This is a genomic window from Pelagimonas sp., assembly GCF_050633425.1.
Taxonomy (GTDB): Bacteria; Pseudomonadota; Alphaproteobacteria; order Rhodobacterales; family Rhodobacteraceae; genus Pelagimonas.
Genome location: NZ_JBOEGM010000004.1, coordinates 102,630 through 121,972, shown reverse-complemented (window position 1 = coordinate 121,972; position 19,343 = coordinate 102,630). Strand labels below are relative to the sequence as shown.

Annotated in this window: 22 protein-coding genes; 17 read left to right on the top strand and 5 right to left on the bottom strand. The window is 54.3% G+C overall.

Annotated elements, in window-relative coordinates; all coding sequences use genetic code 11:
* The first annotated feature begins 7 nt into the window (after nt 1–7).
* Nucleotides 8–472: a DUF1203 domain-containing protein gene (locus ACRBB0_RS02535; RefSeq protein ID WP_431372824.1), complete on the top strand. Its 465-nt coding sequence runs from the start codon at nt 8–10 to the stop codon at nt 470–472.
* 60 nt (nt 473–532) lie between these two features.
* On the opposite strand, the gene ACRBB0_RS02530 is transcribed toward ACRBB0_RS02535, so the two are convergent.
* A complete protein-coding gene (locus ACRBB0_RS02530) occupies nt 533–1,711 on the bottom strand; it encodes an acetyl-CoA C-acyltransferase family protein (protein ID WP_431372823.1) in 1,179 nt (392 codons plus the stop codon).
* A 149-nt stretch (nt 1,712–1,860) separates the two neighbouring features.
* Between ACRBB0_RS02530 and ACRBB0_RS02525 the strand changes: the two genes are divergently transcribed.
* From ACRBB0_RS02525 to leuD, 3 genes are all read left to right on the top strand, one after another.
* Nucleotides 1,861–2,169, top strand: coding sequence for an EthD family reductase (locus ACRBB0_RS02525; protein ID WP_431372822.1), 309 nt, complete (start codon nt 1,861–1,863; stop codon nt 2,167–2,169).
* A gap of 914 nt (nt 2,170–3,083) precedes the next feature.
* Nucleotides 3,084–4,490: a 3-isopropylmalate dehydratase large subunit gene (gene leuC, locus ACRBB0_RS02520; RefSeq protein WP_431372821.1), complete on the top strand. Its 1,407-nt coding sequence runs from the start codon at nt 3,084–3,086 to the stop codon at nt 4,488–4,490.
* On the top strand, nt 4,490–5,095 hold the full coding sequence (leuD, locus tag ACRBB0_RS02515; RefSeq protein WP_431372820.1) for a 3-isopropylmalate dehydratase small subunit: 606 nt from the start codon (nt 4,490–4,492) through the stop codon (nt 5,093–5,095). The genes leuC and leuD overlap by 1 nt, the downstream gene beginning before the upstream one ends.
* A 52-nt stretch (nt 5,096–5,147) precedes the next feature.
* Here leuD and ACRBB0_RS02510 read toward each other — a convergent pair whose 3' ends face one another.
* The gene (locus tag ACRBB0_RS02510; protein ID WP_431372819.1) at nt 5,148–5,420 is read right to left on the bottom strand and encodes a hypothetical protein; all 273 of its coding nucleotides are present in this window, start codon (nt 5,418–5,420) and stop codon (nt 5,148–5,150) included.
* Between the two features lie 378 nt (nt 5,421–5,798).
* Here ACRBB0_RS02510 and ACRBB0_RS02505 point away from each other — a divergent pair, with 378 nt between their 5' ends.
* Nucleotides 5,799–6,629: a hypothetical protein gene (locus tag ACRBB0_RS02505; RefSeq protein ID WP_431372818.1), complete on the top strand. Its 831-nt coding sequence runs from the start codon at nt 5,799–5,801 to the stop codon at nt 6,627–6,629.
* Nucleotides 6,512–7,576: an endonuclease/exonuclease/phosphatase family protein gene (locus tag ACRBB0_RS02500; RefSeq protein WP_431372817.1), complete on the top strand. Its 1,065-nt coding sequence runs from the start codon at nt 6,512–6,514 to the stop codon at nt 7,574–7,576. Before ACRBB0_RS02505 ends, ACRBB0_RS02500 begins: the two co-directional genes overlap by 118 nt.
* On the opposite strand, the gene ACRBB0_RS02495 is transcribed toward ACRBB0_RS02500, so the two are convergent.
* A complete protein-coding gene (locus tag ACRBB0_RS02495; protein WP_431372816.1) occupies nt 7,512–8,432 on the bottom strand; it encodes an epimerase in 921 nt (306 codons plus the stop codon). The genes ACRBB0_RS02500 and ACRBB0_RS02495 overlap by 65 nt on opposite strands.
* A 94-nt stretch (nt 8,433–8,526) precedes the next feature.
* Here ACRBB0_RS02495 and ACRBB0_RS02490 point away from each other — a divergent pair, with 94 nt between their 5' ends.
* The 4 genes from ACRBB0_RS02490 to ACRBB0_RS02475 all read left to right on the top strand — a co-directional run bounded on the left by ACRBB0_RS02490 (nt 8,527) and on the right by ACRBB0_RS02475 (nt 12,190).
* A complete protein-coding gene (locus ACRBB0_RS02490; RefSeq protein WP_431372815.1) occupies nt 8,527–9,423 on the top strand; it encodes a LysR family transcriptional regulator in 897 nt (298 codons plus the stop codon).
* Nucleotides 9,424–9,480: 57 nt separating this feature from the next.
* Nucleotides 9,481–10,584, top strand: coding sequence for a 3-isopropylmalate dehydrogenase (leuB, locus tag ACRBB0_RS02485; protein ID WP_431372814.1), 1,104 nt, complete (start codon nt 9,481–9,483; stop codon nt 10,582–10,584).
* A gap of 104 nt (nt 10,585–10,688) precedes the next feature.
* On the top strand, nt 10,689–11,666 hold the full coding sequence (locus tag ACRBB0_RS02480) for a DMT family transporter (RefSeq protein ID WP_431372813.1): 978 nt from the start codon (nt 10,689–10,691) through the stop codon (nt 11,664–11,666).
* A gap of 143 nt (nt 11,667–11,809) precedes the next feature.
* Entirely contained in the window at nt 11,810–12,190 is a 381-nt protein-coding gene (locus tag ACRBB0_RS02475; RefSeq protein ID WP_431372812.1) for a carboxymuconolactone decarboxylase family protein, read from the top strand.
* 60 nt (nt 12,191–12,250) lie between these two features.
* On the opposite strand, the gene ACRBB0_RS02470 is transcribed toward ACRBB0_RS02475, so the two are convergent.
* Together ACRBB0_RS02470 and ACRBB0_RS02465 are read right to left on the bottom strand one after the other, a co-directional pair.
* On the bottom strand, nt 12,251–13,270 hold the full coding sequence (locus ACRBB0_RS02470; protein WP_431372811.1) for a zinc-binding alcohol dehydrogenase family protein: 1,020 nt from the start codon (nt 13,268–13,270) through the stop codon (nt 12,251–12,253).
* A 164-nt stretch (nt 13,271–13,434) separates the two neighbouring features.
* A complete protein-coding gene (locus ACRBB0_RS02465) occupies nt 13,435–13,725 on the bottom strand; it encodes a putative quinol monooxygenase (RefSeq protein ID WP_431372810.1) in 291 nt (96 codons plus the stop codon).
* Nucleotides 13,726–13,829: 104 nt separating this feature from the next.
* Here ACRBB0_RS02465 and ACRBB0_RS02460 point away from each other — a divergent pair, with 104 nt between their 5' ends.
* The 7 genes from ACRBB0_RS02460 to ACRBB0_RS02430 all read left to right on the top strand — a co-directional run bounded on the left by ACRBB0_RS02460 (nt 13,830) and on the right by ACRBB0_RS02430 (nt 19,211).
* Complete coding sequence (locus ACRBB0_RS02460) at nt 13,830–14,738, top strand: LysR family transcriptional regulator (protein WP_431372809.1); 909 nt, start codon at nt 13,830–13,832, stop codon at nt 14,736–14,738.
* Between the two features lie 50 nt (nt 14,739–14,788).
* Nucleotides 14,789–15,118, top strand: a complete 330-nt coding sequence (locus ACRBB0_RS02455; RefSeq protein WP_431372808.1) for an ArsR/SmtB family transcription factor — start codon at nt 14,789–14,791, stop codon at nt 15,116–15,118.
* Nucleotides 15,119–15,187: 69 nt separating this feature from the next.
* On the top strand, nt 15,188–16,255 hold the full coding sequence (gene arsB, locus ACRBB0_RS02450; protein ID WP_431372807.1) for an ACR3 family arsenite efflux transporter: 1,068 nt from the start codon (nt 15,188–15,190) through the stop codon (nt 16,253–16,255).
* An 88-nt stretch (nt 16,256–16,343) separates the two neighbouring features.
* On the top strand, nt 16,344–17,054 hold the full coding sequence (gene arsH / locus ACRBB0_RS02445) for an arsenical resistance protein ArsH (RefSeq protein ID WP_431372806.1): 711 nt from the start codon (nt 16,344–16,346) through the stop codon (nt 17,052–17,054).
* A 94-nt stretch (nt 17,055–17,148) separates the two neighbouring features.
* Complete coding sequence (locus ACRBB0_RS02440; protein WP_431372805.1) at nt 17,149–17,505, top strand: helix-turn-helix domain-containing protein; 357 nt, start codon at nt 17,149–17,151, stop codon at nt 17,503–17,505.
* Between the two features lie 63 nt (nt 17,506–17,568).
* On the top strand, nt 17,569–18,270 hold the full coding sequence (locus tag ACRBB0_RS02435) for a LuxR family transcriptional regulator (protein ID WP_431372804.1): 702 nt from the start codon (nt 17,569–17,571) through the stop codon (nt 18,268–18,270).
* Nucleotides 18,271–18,350: 80 nt separating this feature from the next.
* Nucleotides 18,351–19,211, top strand: coding sequence for an acyl-homoserine-lactone synthase (locus ACRBB0_RS02430; protein ID WP_431372803.1), 861 nt, complete (start codon nt 18,351–18,353; stop codon nt 19,209–19,211).
* The last annotated feature ends 132 nt before the right edge of the window (nt 19,212–19,343 follow it).

Here is a 19,343-nt window from a genome sequence, read left to right as displayed (position 1 = left end):
ATATGCGATGGTTTTATATAGAGGTCTAAGCCTGGACGTCGCGCGGCACTATCAGGCTGGCGGCGCAGATGCCTATGATCTGGCACCGGAAAGAGTGATTTCAGAAGGGGCCGGAAACCCGTGTCGGCACTGTTTGAAGACTGTGCCAGACGGTGACGAAATGCTTATCCTGGCACATCGGCCCTTTGGCAGTTTGCAGCCCTATGCAGAGACCGGCCCGATTTTCCTGTGTGCGGAGGCGTGTGACCGGTTTGAGAGTGACGTGCTGCCACCAGTGTTGATGCGCTCGCCGCAGTATTTGATCAAAGGTTACACTGTGGACGAGCGAATTTCGTATGGCACAGGGGCGATCGTAGCGCAGAGCGATTTGGAAAACAGCGTTTCCGAGCGATTGAACATGCCGCACATTGCCTTTGTCGACATACGTTCCGCGAGCAACAATTGCTGGCAGGCAAGGGCGCGCAAAGGGTGAGGGACGGGGGTGTCGCTTGCTCGCAGGCGAGCATCGCCCCACCCTCCGTCCCATACAGGATTAGATACGTTCGATCGCCAATGCGATGCCTTGCCCGCCGCCAATACACATGGTGATCAAGGCTTTTGAACCGCCAATACGTTCGAGTTCGTACAGAGCTTTGACCGTGATGATGGCTCCGGTTGCGCCGACGGGATGGCCCAGGGCGATGGCCCCGCCATTGGGGTTCACTTTGGCAGGATCAAGCCCGAGGCCTTTGTTCACAGCCAAGGCCTGGCTGGCAAACGCCTCGTTCGATTCAATCAGATCAAAGTCTGAGGCGGTCAGCCCGGTGCGTTTGAGCAGGTTTTCAACCGCCGGGATAGGGCCAATGCCCATGACGTCGGGGCGCACACCGGCATGTGCATAACCGATGATCCGCGCCCGAGGTTTCAGGCCTGCGGCCTCTGCGGCGCTGGCGCGGGCCAAAACGAGTGCGGCGGCACCGTCATTGATGCCCGAGGCATTGCCCGCCGTGACGGTCCCGTCCTTTTGGAAAACAGTGCGCAGACCGCGCAGCGTCTCCAATGTTGTGGCCTTTGGGTGTTCGTCCGTGTCAAAAGCGACCATCTCGCGTTTGCGTTTCACCTCGACGGGAACAATCTGGTCCTTGAAATGACCCGCGTCAATCGCAGCCGCCGCGCGGTTCTGGCTCTCCAATGCGAAGGCGTCTTGATCATCGCGCGAGATGTCATGTTCTGCCGCGACGTTTTCCGCAGTCACCCCCATATGGCCGGTCCCAAAGGGGCAGTTTAGCGCGCCGAGCATCATATCAAGCGTTTTGATATCCCCCATTTTCGCGCCCCAGCGTTGGCTTTGCACGATATAGGGGCTGCGCGACATGTTTTCGGCCCCGCCCACAAGGGCGAATTCCGCATCGCCGAGCATCAATGATTGCGCGCCGGAAATAATCGCCTGAACGCCCGACCCGCACAGGCGGTTGACGTTCATCGCGGGCACAACATCGGGCACGCCGGCCTGCATTGCTGCGACGCGAGACAGGTACATGTCACGGGGTTCCGTGTTGATGATATGGCCAAAAATGGTCTGCCCAATTTGACCACCTTCGACGCCTGCCCGCTCAAGAGCGGCTTTGGCGACGGTTGTGCCCAGGTCGATCGGGGGTGTTCCGGCTAGGCTCCCACCAAAGGTGCCGATCGCGGTACGCACACCGCTTAGGATGACGATTTCATCGCTCATGTCTGTCCTCCTCACAGGTTTGGACAGACTATGGGTGCTGCGACGCGGCATGTCAGCCGCTACGTCCCGTCACAACGCCAGTGACAATGGTTGTAGGTTCCGCGGCCGAACTCGGCTAGGCTGTGATTTCATTTAGAGAGGAAGATACTATGAGCGTTTCACTTCAGGTGCTGTATCCGACGTCAGATGGTTCAAGTTTTGATTATGAATACTACCTTTCGACCCACATGGCCTTGGTCGCGGAGCATATGGGGGCCCATATTAATGAGACTTTGGTGACCAAAGGGCTGGCAGGGGGCCCCGATCTCGCGCCGGGATATCATGCAATCGCCACAATGACCTTTGCCGATCAGGCGGGTATGGACGCGGCATTGTCTGTGTCCGGACCGGTATTGGCGGATATTCCGAACTTTACCAATGCTGAGCCGCAGATGCTTATCGGGCAGGTGTGTTCATAAACACCAAAAAATGCGGTTAGCGAGAACCACCGTATTTGTCACGGTTCAAGGCATTGCCAATCTGAGCTGAATTCGTGCCCTTTTTGGCACCAAAAAAGTGAAGAAGCCCTCGCCAAATTGAGGTCTTGGATCGTGACGGATTACCACGCTGGGGAACTTGCGGACCTGGGTCGGGCTGATAGGGACGCCGGGCGACATCACGCCAGTTGTCCGAGGAGTGTTTTTGGTCAAATCGAGACATGCCGGCAGCATGCTGCAATAGTGCTTACTTTAGTGTTAAGAACTTAATTCAAATCCGAAAACGATATAGATGGAATGTCCAAGCCAGCATTTGGTTGAGCGGGCGACAGGCCGCGTGCATGAACTGACATTGCGGCCACCAAAAGCACCGCCATGAGGCCAAGGTTCAAAATGTTTAAGCCGCTTTGCATCGTTCACTTACCCTAATTCGACAAGGCACCCAACGGGGTCCCAGTTTACTGCAAAGACCCTATCAAGGGATTTTGCAGCTCTTGTTCAATGCGACAAAAGCGCAAAAAACCGAAATTTGGCGCAGCTTGCGTATAAAAATGCCTGAAATCAACAAATTGATTCATTTGAATTGTACTTTTGATCATAATTGTCCCGCGCGACGGTCTCTCGGGTTGGAAGACTGATCAAAAATTGAGCTGGGTATCGCGCCGATTGGATCTTTCTGCCTTGCGGGCGCGAGAATGGCGACTCACTTGATTTCGACTGCTGCGCCAGTTACACGCGTCACATGTTTCCGCTTTTCGACTTCGGCGACCGCGCGCGCCTTCGTGAACGTTTTTACGGTGCCACATTTACTGTGCTGGCCCGACTATAATCGTGCGGCGTGAAAACGCCTTCCCGAGACAGCCAATCCATTAGCAAACAACACGGGAGAGGACCGCATGTCCCCCAAAACGCTCTATGATAAAATCTGGGATGCCCATGTCGTACATGAAGACGACGATGGCACCAGCCTGCTTTATATTGACCGTCACCTCGTTCACGAAGTGACCTCGCCGCAAGCTTTCGAAGGTCTGCGTATGGCGGGGCGCACGGTGCGCGCGCCTGACAAAACCATCGCGGTTCCGGATCACAACGTTCCGACAACCGAAGGTCGGGAAGACCCGGCAACCATGACCGAAGACAGCCGCGTGCAGGTGGCTGCGCTGGATACAAATGCCAAAGAGTTCGGCATTCACTATTATCCGGTGACAGATGTGCGTCAGGGGATCGTGCATATTGTTGGCCCGGAACAGGGGTGGACACTACCCGGCATGACCGTTGTTTGCGGCGACAGCCACACCGCGACACATGGCGCTTTTGGCGCTTTGGCACACGGGATCGGCACGTCTGAGGTTGAGCATGTTCTGGCGACGCAGACGCTTATCCAGAAGAAATCGCTTAATATGAAGGTTGAGATCACTGGCAAGTTGATGCCGGGTGTGACCGCCAAGGACATCACGCTGGCCGTGATCGGCGAAACCGGCACCGCTGGCGGTACTGGCTATGTTATCGAATATTGTGGCGAAGCGATCCGCGATCTGTCGATGGAAGGTCGTATGACCGTCTGCAACATGGCCATCGAAGGTGGCGCCCGTGCAGGTTTGATTGCACCGGATGAGAAGACATACGCCTATGTTCAAGGCCGTCCGCACGCCCCCAAGGGCGCGCAATACGAGGCTGCGTTGGCATGGTGGAAGACCCTGTTCACCGACGAAGGCGCGCATTTCGACAAGGTTGTCACGCTCAAAGGTGAAGACATTCAGCCGGTTGTGACCTGGGGCACATCGCCCGAAGACGTTCTGCCCATCACTGGTGTTGTCCCCAACCCCGAAGATTTCGAGGGTGGCAAGGTCGAAGCCGCACGCCGTTCGATCGAATATATGGGCCTGACACCCGGCCAGAAACTGACCGACATTGAGATCGACACCGTGTTTATCGGATCCTGCACCAATGGCCGTATCGAAGATTTCCGCGCTGTGGCCGAAGTGGTCAAAGGCAAGAAAATCAAAGAAGGCATGCGGGCGATGATCGTGCCGGGTTCTGGATTGGTTCGGGCGCAGGCCGAAGAAGAAGGCCTTGCTGATATCTTCCGTGAAGCTGGCTTTGAATGGCGCCTTGCAGGCTGTTCCATGTGTCTGGCGATGAACCCTGATCAGCTGTCTGAGGGTGAGCGTTGTGCCGCAACCTCAAACCGTAACTTTGAAGGGCGTCAGGGCTACAAAGGCCGCACCCATCTTGTATCGCCCGGAATGGCAGCCGCCGCTGCACTGACCGGCAAACTCACCGACGTTCGGGAGATGATGTAATGGATAAGTTCGAAACAATCACAGGCGTCGCGGCCCCGATGCCGCTTGTTAATATCGACACTGATATGATCATTCCCAAGGTGTTCTTGAAATCGATCCAGCGTTCGGGTTTTGGTGTGAACCTGTTTGACGAGATGCGCTACAACCGTGACGGCACAGAGATTGCTGATTTCGTGCTCAACAAACCGCAATATCGTGAGACCGAGATTTTGGTGGCTGGCGATAACTTTGGCTGTGGGTCGTCGCGTGAACATGCGCCGTGGGCGATCAAGGATTTCGGCATCAAATGTGTGATCTCGACCTCCTTTGCCGACATCTTTTTCAACAACTGCTTCAAGAATGGCATCTTGCCGATTGTTCTGCCGCAAGAGCAGATTGATCTGCTGATGAAGGACGCGGAAAAGGGGCAAAACGCCCGTATGACTGTCGATCTTGAGGCGCAGACCGTTACCACGTCGGATGGCGAAAGCATTGCTTTTGAGGTGGATGCCTTCAAAAAGCATTGTTTGTTGAACGGGCTGGATGACATTGGTCTGTCGCTTGAGAAAGTCAGCTCAATCGATGCGTTCGAAGAAAAAGCCTCTCAGGCGCGCCCTTGGGTCTAATGCCCTAGAGACACACGACAAAGCCCGGCCCTGAAAAAGCGCCGGGCTTTTTCTATGCGGATTTCACCAAACAGCGAAACCCTTCGGGGGTGCCGTGCAAAGTCATGGTTCCGACGGCGCTGACAACGGTGCCGTCATGCATTTTCTCAACACTTTCAAGGGCATAATCAATATGCCCAAGATGCGCGATTTTATCCATCGCAGCCATAAACGTCTGCATGACCTGTTCAGGCGGTTGCGACATCAAATCTATTGGGCCTTCAAAACTATATTCGCCTACCGCTTCTCGGTTGCCATGCATGAGGGTCGCTTGGAACTTGGCCATTTATCATCTTTCGAGCTTTTGAATTGTGATGCATTTCTAAATGGCGCCACAGCAGGTGACGTTGATCTTGGTCAGTTTCATAAGCCGTTCACACATCTTAAATTTTTAGCTGGCATTGTGCCTTAGTGGTCGTCGGGCGACCAACCGCTAGATGTGCTCTTCGGTTGATGTTCGGGCACCAAGTTGATGTATTCCCGCACCAGTCATGTGATGAATTGACTGCAAAAATCGCGACTTGGGGATCGGCAGGTTGTCGCCGAATCCGAACTGGGGCAAAACTAAGGCAACAATGAGGCAGTTCGCCATAAATGGCGGCATCGGGATGGAACAAGAAGACGGCATCGTATCGTTTTCGTCCGGACTGAAAGGGCAGATTAAGTGATCAAACGTATGTTCGGCGCAGCCGTTCGGGCGACTCTCGTGGCATCGGTTTTCTCGATGCCTGCAATTTTGTTGCCCGGCACATCGGCCGACACGATCCAAATGGTCGTGTTGTTGTCCCTCGTGGCGGCACTGTTGGTCTTTGTCGAATACAGTTCCGAATATCCAAGCTTGATCGAATTTCGCAACGCGCCACCGTTTAACCGCATCCGGTTCCTAGCGTTGTTCGCGACTGTACTGCTATTGACGCTGATTTCCCGCGGGGAAGTCGCGCCGACACCGGCCGTTGAGACGTTGACAATGATTGGGTCTGCCGTCGGAAATGCCATGGATTTTCCATTTTCGCCTGTGCGTTTGATGGTTCTACTGGCGCCTGATGCTGCGACGCCCCCTGAACTTGACCAAGTGCGCATGCATGCCGGTTTTTCCTATCTGATCTCGCTGTTTATGCTGATGGTGTTTGTCGTTCTGGTGCGATTGATGGATTGGCCGCTTAGCCATGGTGCCTTTAATTTCTGGGTAAATTTGCCACTTTTTGACCCTACGGCCGGTGGCGATGTCCTAAGAAGGTTAAAGAGGGACAGCCATGTTAACGTCGCCTTAGGCTTTCTTCTGCCATTCCTGATCCCGGCGGTGTTGAAAACCGCTTCGGTTTTCGCGGTTTCATTATCGTTGACCGATCCACAAACGTTGATCTGGACAATGAGCGCATGGGCATTTTTGCCAATAAGCTTGATCATGCGGGGGGTGGCTTTGATGCGCATCGCCGACCTGATCGAAGAAAAGCGCAGACGCGCTTACGCCCAAGCAGATTTGCAAGTGGCCTGATCCTGCTGGCCAGCTATCTGTTGGTCGCCGCTGCAGCCTTTGCTGAACCAGCACGCATTGCAACGTGGCATGGTGATTTCAGCCGCAAGGGCCCAGGCCTGATGTTGCGCGATTTGTTGGGTGAAAAACCCGTTCCCGGCATTGCCACCATTCTGGACGCCAAGCCTGACGTCCTATTGCTCACAAATTTCGATTACGACGCGGAACATGTGGCGCTCGCGGCGCTAAAAACGCGCTTGGCAAGCAAGGGGCTGACGTTAAACCACTTGTTTGCGCTCAAACCGAATACGGGCATGCCCACAGGGGTTGATGTTGACGGTGATGGGCGCAGGGGCGGCCCTCGGGATGCACAAGGGTTTGGGTATTATACGGGCCAAGGCGGGCAGGCGATTTTGTCTCGCTACCCGCTTGTTTTATTGGACACAAAAACCGAACTGCTTTGGCGGGATACCCCGGACAGTTTGATTGCCAAGGATGATCCGGTCGGGGACGAACAGCGGCTGTCTTCCACCGCGCATTGGGCGGTATCCGCTGCTTTGGGTTCTGGGCCAATCACTTTGATGACACTCGCGGCGACGCCACCTGTTTTTGACGGGCCAGAAGATCGCAATGGTCGGCGCAACCGCGACGAAGTGTTGTTATGGGCCCATGAACTGGATGCCAAACCTGAGGTCTATAAGGACCCGGTTGTCATTTTGGGGAACTTTAATCTCGACCCGGCACGTGGGGATGGCCTTCGCGCGGCCGCCAAACATGTCTTGGGGCATCCTAGGCTGCAAGACCCTCTGCCAAATGCGCCGACCGTGAAATGGGAGCGCGTCGGCGAGATGCGGGTATCCTATGTGCTACCGGATCGATCTTTGTCTGTAACCGATGCGGGTGTTATGCCGCCGGAGCCGAATGCAGGGCCTCACCGCCTCGTTTGGGTGGATTTGGAGTTGCATTAAACGGCGCAAGTGCATGGCGCAGGGCTGTCTCTGGCGGTGTTGGGGTAAAGTCTGGCAACAGAGAATTAAAAAGACCGCCATCCATACGATGGGGCATCTTCCACAAATACCGCATTTCCAACAGATGCTTGGCCATTGGCCAAACGATCTTGGCAACCTGTATGGGGAGCCATGTCATTTTTCGAACCTTCACGTCACGGTCCAGCGTCTTGGCGCAATGCTGTGCAAGATCTTGGGCGGTCAACGTGTATCCGGGAAAGGGTATGTCGGCAAAATCAGAAAGCTCAGCGCGTTTGTCACAAAGCGCCACGGCCGCGCGCGCCATGTCAGGCAGATAGGCCCAAGCATGCGGCACGTCGGTTTTACCGGGATAGGTCAAAACGCCCTTTTTGAGGCTGGGTGCCATGATTTTGTCGAACCAGTTTCCTGACGCCTCTGTGTCCAAGAAATCGCCTGCTCTCAGAAGTATGGTTTTGACGCCGGACGATTTGTACGCCTCCTCCATGTCCCGGCGCACTAGGCCCAAGGGGTTGGTCGCCGCATGGGGCGTGTGTGCGCCCAAAACCGCCGGGGAAGAGGGCCCAAAAACATATAGATTGCCGGGTAAAACCACTGTGGCGTTGTTCGACTTTGCAGCATCTATGACCTGCTGTGTCAGATCAGGCATCCGGGAGGCCCATTCGGTGTAGGGCGGGTTCCACGCATTTACGATAACGTCCATACCCGCCGCCGCAAGCATCAGATCACCGGACGAGCGATCAAACAGCTGGACGCGCCAACCGGCATTCCAAAACGCCTCTGCAGCGTTTCGCCCAAAACGGCCATTGGCCCCTAAAATCAAAGCTGTTCTGGTCATGGTAGCCCTCATTATCCTTCTGATGCTCCCAAAAGTACCTATTCAAAATAAAAGGGGAATTGCCAAAATTTGCACGTCATGTATTCATGGATGAATGGATGCAGCACTCTCAAAACTTGATTGGTCTTTGATTCAATCCTTTCTAGCGGTCGCCGAAACAGGCTCGCTTTCCAGGGCGGCACAGCAATTGGGTGTCTCTCAGCCAACCGTGGGCCGTCAAATCCGACAGATCGAAGGGGATCTCGACGTCTCGCTTTTTTCTAGGCAACCCAGAGGGTTATCTCTGACTGATACGGGTTCGGCTCTGCTGCCTCATGCGCGGATTATGGCGGATGGGCTGCGCGCGCTGAGCCTGACTGCCGCCGGGCATTCCCAAAAACTTAGCGGGCCGGTTCGTATCACGGCCAGTGTATTTACGGCTCAGTACCAACTTCCACCGATTCTTGCGCAATTGCGGGCAGAGGAGCCGGAAATCACCATTGATCTTGTCGCCTCGGACCGGAGCGAAAACCTTCTGTACCGCGAGGCAGATATTGCCGTTCGCATGTATGAACCCACGCAATTGGATATCATCACCCGCCATTTAGGGAATCTCGAACTGGGGATTTACGCCGCTACGAGCTTTCTTGACCGTGTTGGGCGGCCCAGCGGATTTGACGATTTGTTTCAGTTTGATTTGGTCGGCTATGATCAAAATGACGACATTCTGCGCGGGATGCGGGATACTGGGGTCGCAGCCCAACGCGATTGGTTTACCACCCGTTGCGATCACCACGCCGCCTATTGGGAATTGGTGCGTGCGGGCTGTGGCATTGGCTTTGCGCAGGTCTGTATTGGCGACGCTCATCCCGAGGTCGAGCGCTTGATTCCTGAATTCCCATTGCCTCATCTGCCGCTCTGGCTTGCGGCGCACGAAGCTGTGCGCTCAACCCCGCGGATAAAACGTGTCTGGGATGCCCTTGCGAGTGGGCTTTTGCCCAGCGTTTCTTGACGCTGGAAGCGCTGCGGGCTAGGCCCTTGGCAACTCAAAGGACAAAGGACAGCTCTCATGACCAACCCTTCGCTTCTTATTCTTCCCGGTGACGGGATTGGCCCCGAAGTTATGGCCGAAGTGCGCAAAATCATCGATTGGTTCGGTGCCAAGCGTGATCTCGCATTTGATGTCAGCGAAGACCTGGTTGGTGGTGCCGCATATGACGCGCATGGCGTGCCGCTGCATGATGACACAATGGCCAAAGCCTTAGAAGCGGACGCGGTTTTGCTTGGCGCTGTTGGTGGTCCGAAATACGACGATTTGGATTTCAGCGTGAAGCCAGAGCGCGGTCTGCTGCGGCTGCGCAAGGAAATGGATCTGTACTCCAACCTGCGCCCGGCCCAGTGTTTCGACGCGCTTGCGGATTTCTCTTCGCTGAAAAAGGATATTGTGGCCGGTCTGGATATCATGATCGTGCGCGAGCTGACGTCGGGTGTCTATTTCGGGGAGCCACGCGGCATTTTCGAAGAAGGCAATGAACGCGTCGGCATCAACACACAGCGTTACACAGAAAGCGAAATTGAACGTGCCGCACGGAGCGCGTTTGAACTGGCGATGCGCCGGAACAAAAAGCTTTGCTCAATGGAGAAAGCCAACGTCATGGAATCGGGCATTTTGTGGCGCGATGTTGTGACCCGTGTCGGTGCCGACTATCCAGAAGTTGAGCTCAGCCATATGTATGCCGATAACGGCGCAATGCAGTTGGTGCGTGCGCCAAAGCAGTTCGACGTGATTGTGACCGACAACCTATTTGGCGATATCTTGTCGGATTGTGCGGCGATGTTGACGGGGTCGCTTGGCATGTTGCCGTCTGCCAGCTTGGGCGCTCCGATGGCCAATGGCCGCCCCAAAGCGATGTACGAACCGGTTCATGGCTCGGCTCCAGATATTGCAGGTCAGGGTAAAGCCAACCCGATTGCTTGTATCCTCAGCTTTGCTATGGCGTTGCGCTATAGCTTTGACCAAGGTGCTGAGGCGGACCGTCTTGAAGCCGCGATTGAAAAGGTTCTTGGCGACGGTGTTCGCACTGCTGATCTTCTTGGCGAAGAAGGTGTTACCCCGGTTTCAACCACCGAAATGGGTGACATCATCGTGGCTGCATTGGATGCATCCCTCTAAGAAACGAAGGTCGCGGCGGTGATCCGCGGCGACCTACCCCCTTGCGTGGGCACCCCAAGTGGCTGTATCGCGGTAGCGTTAACACCAACACCGCAGGTTTTCCCATGTCCGACGCTACTTCGGTTCCGCAGTCGCATTTAAAGGCATCGTTATTTGGCTTAGGTGCCTTTGCGGTGTTTGCGTCGCATGATGTGTTTATCAAAATGCTGGGCGGTACATTTTCAGCAATCCAAATTCTGTTTTTCGGGGCTTTGTTTAGCTTTCCGATCATCTCGGTCATCTTGATGCGAGATGCCGAACCGGGCACGCTTCGGCCCAATCATCCGGGTTGGATTGCCCTGAGAAGCCTTTCAGGATCAATTGCGGCACTTGGTGCGTTTTACGCGTTTTCGGTACTGCCACTTGCGCAAGTCTATGCGATTTTGTTCGCCGCTCCGTTGCTCATTACTTTGCTCGCCATTCCGATTTTGGGCGAACGCGTGGGCATGCGGCGGGGATTGGCGGTCTTGGCTGGTCTTTGCGGCGTCATGGTCGTGCTCAGGCCCGGAGGGGCCGAATTTGGCTTGGGCCATGCTGCGGCTCTGTTGTCTGCGATCACCGGCGCGTTGAACTCTATTGTTGTGCGCAAAATCGGCGCAAACGAACGCACGGTTGTCATGATCTTATATCCAATGATGACTAATTTCGTGCTGATGGGGTTGGCGTTGCCGTTTGTTTACAAGCCCGTGCCGCTGCCTGAGCTGGGATTGATGGCCATTGTCGCGGCGATGGTTTTGGTCGCTATGGCGTTGTTGATCAGAGCCTATCAAAGCGGCCCGGCCGTGATCGTCGCCCCGATGCAATATTCACAAATCTTGTGGGCGGTTTTCTTTGGCGTTTTGTTGTTTGATGAATACCCGGACGGCGGCACGTATCTTGGTGCCGGGATCATTATTCTGAGCGGACTCTATATTCTGAGGCGAGAAGCGGGTGAAGATGTTTCGAGCAATCGGCCTGTGTTGCGCACCCGCACACGCGTCGGCCTGCCTGTGGGTCCGCGCGTTGGTAGCCTCCTCAAAAGCGGTGAAAATCGGCAAGATTAATGGCCTCGCCGCTGGGGCAACCCGATGAGTGCCTATCCCGGTCATGAGCCTGTTACATATTTAGGCATGGCCGTAAAATGGGCTGTGAGGCAGGGTGATATTAGGTGTAGTGACGCATATCACTCTCAAGAAAGGGGCCATAGATGAGCTTTGATGAGGACTTATTCTTAAAAGGTTTAGAGCAACGCAAAGCCACGTTGGGCGCTGAATATGTTGAAAAAAATCTAGCCGCTGCCGATGATTTCACCCGCCCTTTCCAAGAAGCAATGACTGCGTGGTGTTGGGGGTTTGGCTGGGGCGATGACGTAATTGACGCCAAAACACGGTCGATGATGAACCTTGCCATGATTGGCGCGTTGGGGAAAATGACGGAATGGGAAATCCATTGCCGTGGGGCAATCTCCAATGGTGTAAGTCAGGATGAAATTCGGGCAATCATCCATGTTGTCGGGATTTATTGCGGTGTTCCGCAGGCGCTTGAATGCTTTCGCGTGGCTCGCAAGGTTCTGGAAGAAAAAGAATAATCGGCCCATTGCGACACCTGCAGGCTTTGGTGTTGGGGCCGTCTGCCTGCAGGTCTCAGGTTAAAAACCTTCGAGAACAATTTTACCCTTGGCCTTGCCGCTTTCCAGCAAGGCATGCGCATGTATCAGGTTCTGTGCGTTGATTTTGCCAGAGGTTTGGGTGGCCGTGGAGCGGATTTTTCCGGCGTCAATCAACTGAGCGGTTTCATTCAAGATGTCACGCTGTCGGGCCATGTCCGGCGTGGTGTAGGTCGAACGGGTGTACATCATTTCCCAATGGATCGACACGGATTTGCTTTTGAACGGCATGATGTCGATATTTTTGGGATCATCAATAAGGCCGAAGCGACCTTGGGGCGCGATAAACTCTGCGATTTGAGGCACGTAGGTGTCGGAGAAATTGGTCGAAAACACAAATGCCGGGGCCCCAATTCCAAGTGCTTCGATTTGCTCGGCAAGTGGTTGGGAATGGTCAACGACGTGATGCGCCCCCAATTCGGTCACCCAATCGCGTGTTTCAGGCCGCGATGCAGTGGCAATGACCGTAAGATCGGTGAGCGCGCGCAGCAATTGGATGGTGATAGAGCCGACCCCTCCGGCCCCGCCAATGATTACGATGGCGTTGGCGGCACCGGGCACCGGGCGCGTCACGTCGATCCGATCAAAGAGCATTTCGTAAGCCGTCAACGTCGTCAGGGGCAAAGCCGCCGCGGCGGCGATATCAACGGATTTTGGCGCATGGCCAACGATACGCTCATCAACCAAATGGAATTCGGAGTTCGTGCCGGCGCGATTGATTGCCCCAGCGTACCAAACGATATCTCCGGGTTTGAACGCAGTGGCTTGGCCGCCGGTTGCGACGACCTCGCCAACCGCATCCCACCCCAAAACCGCCGGTTTGTCCGTCTCAGGGGCGCGGCGTCGGCGAATTTTGGTATCCACCGGATTTACCGAAATGGCCTGCACGCGCACCAGCAAATCATGCCCGGTTGCAGTGGGGGTGTCTGCCTCAAAATCAATAAGTGACTCTGGCCGGTCAATCGGGCCAATACTCGTATAGCCAACTGCTTTCATCATCATATCCTTGTTCAACGGTGTCAGGTCTTGTGTGTTGGTTGGATCGGCGTCGCAAACCGGCGAAGCTCAAGTCTTTAGCCATGCCTCGATACTCAGGAAGTGCCTGTGAAGCCTGGCGATTTGCAAAGTGCCACCCGCCCGGAGGCCGGCGGACAGACCCCGCAGTTTCACGCGACTTTCGTCATTTCATGGAGTGTGAACTCGGCGACGGCACCGTCGGTGGCCTTCATGTATACAGCCAGATGCAGGGCATTCATGTGGGTCTGCCAGAGCTCCCGGCTTTCCCAGTTTTCGTAAAACATGAAATGGGCCGGGTCTTGGTTGTCTTGGTGAAGGTCGTAGGTAACACAACCTTGTTCCAAACGGGTGATGTCAATCAGCTTTAGCAATTCGGTTTTGACCAGATCAATCTGCTCTGGCTTGGCTGTGATATTTGCGACAATGGTCAGTTGCGACATGGTCTTGAACCTTTGATCGAGTGCGGTGTCGAGGCCAAATTATAGGCTTGTTATTTCCGGATAAACGGGCTTCATTCGAATTGGTAATCCGGAAAATCCAATCAATGTTGATCGACAACATCCGTGTGTTTCTAAAGATTTCTGAGAAGGGTAGCCTTGTGGCGGCTGGCCGAGAACTTGGGCTGTCCGCAACGACAGTGTCAGAACGCCTTGCCGCGTTGGAAGCGCATTACGGCGTGGTTTTGCTCAATCGCACTACGCGCTCAATCAGCCTAACAGACGAAGGTCGCACGCTTTTAGATGGGGCCAAGCTGGTTTTGGCCGAGGTCGAAAACCTGGACACGCGCATCCGGCATGGGGCTCAAACCCTTTCAGGGCTTATTCGGATCAGCGCCCCTGTCGATCTCGGGCGGAGTGTAGTGTCCAAGGCGATTGCCGATTTCACCCAGCAACACCCCGCCATTTCAGTCGAACTTTCGCTATCTGATGGATATGTTGATATTGTTGGGGCCGGGTTTGACCTTGCTCTGCGGTTTGGCGCCGTATCTGACAGCACATTGCGCGCCAAAAAGCTGGGAGAGTTTCGACGCATTGTCTGCGCCTCCCCGTCATATCTAACCACCCGGCCGGTGCCGCAAGTGCCCGAAGATCTGTCGGCTCATAATTGTCTCGTAATGCGATTTGGAAACACGTTGGATAATATGTGGCGGTTCGGCGTTGGGGCAAATCAACGGCTCGTTCCGGTGCGTGGAAACAAGGTCGTGAATGATGGGTCGCTCGTCCGGGCTTGGGCGATGGCGGGGCATGGCATTATCCTGAAGTCGGAACTTGATGTGGCAAGCGACTTGCGATCAGGGGAATTGGTTGCTTTGCTTGAGGATCACGCCGCTCCGCCCAACCCACTACACATGATGTTCCCACCCGGTCGCGCCCAGCCCAAACGCGTTCGTGCCATGGCGGATTGCTTAATCGCAGCAATGGAGGGCATTGAAGATTGGCGGACTGGGTCTTAGGGGGCGTTTGAAGGATTGATCCCCCTTTTTATTTCCATTATTCATGAAATATGGAAAAGAATCGCGCCATAGCCAGCCTCGCGTCGCTTGCGCACGAAACGCGCATTGAGATTTTTCGTCTGCTGATCAAGGCAGGGTCACAAGGGGTCACGGCAGGTGAAATCGCCACAAAGTTAGATGTCAGGCCGAACACGCTGTCCAATAATTTGAACACGTTAACATCTGCAGGCCTCGTGAGATCACAAAGAGAAGGCCGATCAATTCGTTACTTTGCGCAAATGGAGGCAATGAAAGATCTGCTGACCTTCTTGCTCGAAGATTGTTGCGGCGGGCAACCGGACTTATGCCAGCCAATGCTCGACAAAATAGGATGCAGGTGAGGCCCCAAAGGCCGAGTTTTTCACAATATCTTCAAGCGGCTTCGGCCCGAATTACAGGACGTCAAAACGATGACTGACAGACCCCAAAACACCACAGATAAAAGCGACGTCGGTGGGCTTGGCGCTTTTGAACGGTATTTGACGGTTTGGGTCGCACTGGCGGCCATCGGTGGCATTGCAATTGGGTTCTTCGCTCCTGGGTTGGTATCGTCTATCGCAGGGGCGCAAGTGGCCTCCATCAATCTTGTTGTGGCCGTGCTCATTTGGGCCATGGTTTACCCGATGATGGTTGGTGTCGACCTCGGTGCGGTCGCAGGAGTCGCCCGCCAACCCAGGGGGCTCTTGATCACACTGGTGGTAAATTGGTTGGTGAAACCGTTTAGCATGGCGTTGTTGGCGGTCCTGTTCTTTGACTTTGTATTTGCCCCCTGGATCGCGCCAGAAGATGCCGCACAATACGTTGCGGGGCTTATTTTGCTGGGTGCTGCGCCCTGCACGGCAATGGTGTTCGTTTGGTCGCAGCTGACGCGCGGCGACGCCACATACACCTTGGTGCAAGTCTCGGTGAACGACCTGATAATGGTTGTTGCCTTTGCCCCAATCGTGGCTTTTCTGTTGGGCGTGACTGAAATTTCAGTGCCTTGGGATACGTTGGTTATCGCAACTGTCTTGTATGTTGTGCTCCCTTTAATCGCCGGTCTGATCACGCGTTGGATGCTAGGTTCACAACAGGCGATCGACGCCTTTACCGCGCGGGTAAAACCGTGGTCTGTCATCGGACTCATTGCGACAGTTGCCATTCTTTTTGGGCTTCAGGGACAGGCCATTTTGGCCAATCCCTTTGTGATTGCCCTGATCGCCATCCCAATCATCATTCAAAGCTATGGAATTTTCGCGATTGCATACGGGGCGGCCTATGCCTTGAAAGTCCCTCACAAAATCGCGGCTCCTTGCGCGATGATAGGCACGTCTAACTTCTTTGAGCTGGCTGTTGCGGTCGCAATCAGCCTGTTTGGCCTGCATTCTGGTGCGGCGCTGGCGACTGTTGTTGGTGTTTTGGTCGAAGTCCCAGTGATGCTTTCGCTGGTTGCCTTTGCCAACAAAACCCGCACCCGTTTTTCGGCACAGCATTCGTGATGTAACCAGAGCTAAATTTCGACAAATTCCACCCCGGCAGCCAAGTAAAAACCCAATCTGTTGGCGCACGTAACTATGGGAGACACGCGTGTCAGATACTCCACATATTCAAGACGAGAGCTTTGAGGCAATTTCGGGTGATCAGCTTTTCCCGCAGACTCCAAGCACCCACCCGGTGCGCATTTTGATCTTATATGGGTCTTTGCGAGATCGCAGTTTTTCCCGGTTCTGTGCCGAGGAGGCGGGGCGGATATTGACCAAATTCGGAGCCGAAGTCCGCATGTTTAACCCTGAGGGCCTACCGCAGGTTGATAGCTGTGAGCCAGACCATCCCAAAGTGGCCCAATTGCGCGATTTGGTCACTTGGTGCGAGGGTATGGTTTGGTCATCTCCCGAACGGCACGGTGCCATGACTGGCCTGATGAAAACCCAGATTGATTGGATCCCTTTGTCGCTAGGCGGAGTGCGCCCGACACAAGGTAAAACCTTGGCTGTTATGCAGGTCTGCGGGGGGAGCCAGAGCTTCAATACGGTCAATCAGCTGCGCATTCTTGGTCGGTGGATGCGTCTTTTGACCATCCCGAACCAATCTTCGGTTGCCAAAGCGTGGGATGAGTTTGACAGCCAGGGTCGGATGAAAGCCTCGCCCTATTACAATCGCATCGTCGACGTCATGCAGGAGCTGGTGAAATTTACCATTCTGACACGCGATATTCGGGAGCATCTGGTTGATCGGTATTCAGAGCGGGTCGAAAGCCGGGCGGCTTTGTCGGTGCGCGTAAACGCAGCAAAGGGATAGCAAGGCCCATTGAGTTGTTAAAAACGTTCTTGGTTTGCGCGATGTTTGAGGTTAACGTTCGCGTTAACGTTGTCAGGCGCCCAAAAAGAACGCGATGAACATGAACGAAATAGATTCTCTTTTAGGCAAAAGCATCGCGAGCCAGCGCATACGTTCCGGCATAACGCGCGAAGAGCTTGCACAAAAACTGGGGCTCTCGGTCGCGACCATTGCGGCGTATGAAGATGGGTTAAGGCGGGCAAATTCGAAGCAACTTTTTGAAATCGCTGAGATTTTAGACGTCAGAATTTCGGGGTTCTTTGACGGTTACCAAGATGAAGCGTTTTCGGGAGGCAACATAAACCTCCCGCTGAGCGAAGAACTTCAGGCCTTACAGGCGCATTACAACTCTTTGTCGTCCAGTCATAGGTCAGCAATGTATGCGTTTTTTGTTGCCTCAAAAGGTGTATGAGTGAATTATTCCGGTTAATCGGAATTGGAATATCGGCCGCAGCACTCTGCAAAGAGGAAATCCTTGTCCATAATCGACCTCAGCAAACTGGCGCAGCCTGAAGATAACCTTCGGGACTATCTGGATTCTGTGTGCGAAACCCATGAACTCGATTTTGCCGCTTACGCCGGGATCAATCCGATTGCGCAATCCGTGCATGGGTTTGTGAATTACCCCGATGAATGGCAAAGACTGTATGTCGACAAGGGCTTTCAATACAAAGATCCGACCCTGATGATGGCGACGCGGAGCATCGCTCCGGTGGACTGGAACAGGTTGCGGCAAGAGGAAAGTTTCCGATCTGTATTTCGGGCGGCACATGATTTTGGCATTTCAGAGCAAGGTCTTACCATCCCCGTGCGTGGCCCGTTTGGCGATGTTGGGCTCTTTAGTGTGACAAGAGATTGCCCTGACGCTGAATGGAAACTTCTCAAGAAAAAGATCCTCGGCGATCTTCAACACGCAGCGGTGCATTTGCACGATAATGTTGTTCACTCTCACGCTTTGACCCGGACATTGACCCATCCATCACTCTCTTCGCGCGAAACGGAAATCCTTCAATGGACTGCCGCGGGCAAAACACAGCAAGACATTGCTGATATCTTGAGTATTTCAAATCGCACTGTAGAAGTGCATTTACGTTCCGGTCGAGCAAAGCTTGGCGCTTTGACGACGTCGCAGGCCGTTGGCCGCGCTATCGGAATGGGGATAATTCACCCAAATTAACCATACTACGGGATTTCCCCAATAGCGGACGAATCGTAAACCATGGTCATCTTCTCTCGATAGGGTAGCGGAGAAGAACCATGATCATTGTAGTAGATGGCCTGAATAGAGATCGCTATACGCGGCTGCTAGATGAGATGTTTGAGCTCAGAGCGCGGGTGTTTGGTAAACGCCTGGGGTGGGAAGTGGATATCAAGGACGGCAAGGAGATCGATCAGTTCGATGCCTTGGATCCGGCGTATGTCATTGGATTGAACGACGATGGGCGCGTGGTTTCTTGTGTGCGGGCATTGCAGACCACCGGGCCGCACATGTTGTCCGATGTGTTTTCGGCTATTCTTGACGGAGAACAGCCGCTCCGAAGCCCAACGCTTTGGGAATCCACTCGGTTTTGCGTTGATACGGAACGTTTGGATCGCGGCAAGTCGCGTAACTCGGTGGCCTATGCCACATGTGAATTGATGGCGGCGTCGCTTGAGTATGCGCAAGAGTCTGGGATTTCGGATATTGTGACTGTGATTGATCCGATTATGGATCGGGTTTTGAAGCGGTCAGATTGTGCGCCCTACGGCTACGTCGGCAAAACGACACCGATGGGTAAAGTGCCGGCAATGGCGGCCTTGCTTGACTGTAGCGATGAGCGCATTTCAAAAATTCGTGGTTTTGCCGGAATCAGTGGTGACGTTTTTATTGATGCCGAGCAGGCCGAAGCGTTGGCCGATCCGGTTGCCCCCGAGTTTGATCCGAGTTTGATGGACGCAATCCGATCTGCACGGCCTATCGCTACCTTGGATACGCAAGGGATGTTAGAGCAATATTGTGATGATCAAGCGTCAGCGGCCAAATCACGCGATGAACTGCAGGCGGCCAATCGCTTGGCTGGGGTTTTGTTTGAAGAAGGGATGATCACCCGCCAGCGGCCAAAGTTCTTTGTATGCTAACGAGCCTTGGTGAAACCCCGGTGCTCACCGGGGTTTTTTCTTGAAGTACATGAGGGTAGCGCCTTTGCTAAGGCGACTTTGAACCATCGTGGGTGCTGTTTCTAGCGGCGATCAGAAACGGCTTCATTGAAA

What these genes read in the sequence shown, in the direction of transcription:
- ACRBB0_RS02535 (WP_431372824.1), top strand. Translation starts at nt 8, where the DNA reads ATGGTTTTATATAGAGGTCTAAGCCTGGACGTCGCGCGGCACTATCAG.
- ACRBB0_RS02530 (WP_431372823.1), bottom strand. Translation starts at nt 1,711, where the DNA reads ATGAGCGATGAAATCGTCATCCTAAGCGGTGTGCGTACCGCGATCGGC.
- ACRBB0_RS02525 (WP_431372822.1), top strand. Translation starts at nt 1,861, where the DNA reads ATGAGCGTTTCACTTCAGGTGCTGTATCCGACGTCAGATGGTTCAAGT.
- leuC (WP_431372821.1), top strand. Translation starts at nt 3,084, where the DNA reads ATGTCCCCCAAAACGCTCTATGATAAAATCTGGGATGCCCATGTCGTA.
- leuD (WP_431372820.1), top strand. Translation starts at nt 4,490, where the DNA reads ATGGATAAGTTCGAAACAATCACAGGCGTCGCGGCCCCGATGCCGCTT.
- ACRBB0_RS02510 (WP_431372819.1), bottom strand. Translation starts at nt 5,420, where the DNA reads ATGGCCAAGTTCCAAGCGACCCTCATGCATGGCAACCGAGAAGCGGTA.
- ACRBB0_RS02500 (WP_431372817.1), top strand. Translation starts at nt 6,512, where the DNA reads ATGGGCATTTTTGCCAATAAGCTTGATCATGCGGGGGGTGGCTTTGAT.
- ACRBB0_RS02495 (WP_431372816.1), bottom strand. Translation starts at nt 8,432, where the DNA reads ATGACCAGAACAGCTTTGATTTTAGGGGCCAATGGCCGTTTTGGGCGA.
- ACRBB0_RS02490 (WP_431372815.1), top strand. Translation starts at nt 8,527, where the DNA reads ATGGATGCAGCACTCTCAAAACTTGATTGGTCTTTGATTCAATCCTTT.
- leuB (WP_431372814.1), top strand. Translation starts at nt 9,481, where the DNA reads ATGACCAACCCTTCGCTTCTTATTCTTCCCGGTGACGGGATTGGCCCC.
- ACRBB0_RS02480 (WP_431372813.1), top strand. Translation starts at nt 10,689, where the DNA reads ATGTCCGACGCTACTTCGGTTCCGCAGTCGCATTTAAAGGCATCGTTA.
- ACRBB0_RS02475 (WP_431372812.1), top strand. Translation starts at nt 11,810, where the DNA reads ATGAGCTTTGATGAGGACTTATTCTTAAAAGGTTTAGAGCAACGCAAA.
- ACRBB0_RS02470 (WP_431372811.1), bottom strand. Translation starts at nt 13,270, where the DNA reads ATGATGATGAAAGCAGTTGGCTATACGAGTATTGGCCCGATTGACCGG.
- ACRBB0_RS02465 (WP_431372810.1), bottom strand. Translation starts at nt 13,725, where the DNA reads ATGTCGCAACTGACCATTGTCGCAAATATCACAGCCAAGCCAGAGCAG.
- ACRBB0_RS02460 (WP_431372809.1), top strand. Translation starts at nt 13,830, where the DNA reads ATGTTGATCGACAACATCCGTGTGTTTCTAAAGATTTCTGAGAAGGGT.
- ACRBB0_RS02455 (WP_431372808.1), top strand. Translation starts at nt 14,789, where the DNA reads ATGGAAAAGAATCGCGCCATAGCCAGCCTCGCGTCGCTTGCGCACGAA.
- arsB (WP_431372807.1), top strand. Translation starts at nt 15,188, where the DNA reads ATGACTGACAGACCCCAAAACACCACAGATAAAAGCGACGTCGGTGGG.
- ACRBB0_RS02440 (WP_431372805.1), top strand. Translation starts at nt 17,149, where the DNA reads ATGAACATGAACGAAATAGATTCTCTTTTAGGCAAAAGCATCGCGAGC.
- ACRBB0_RS02430 (WP_431372803.1), top strand. Translation starts at nt 18,351, where the DNA reads ATGATCATTGTAGTAGATGGCCTGAATAGAGATCGCTATACGCGGCTG.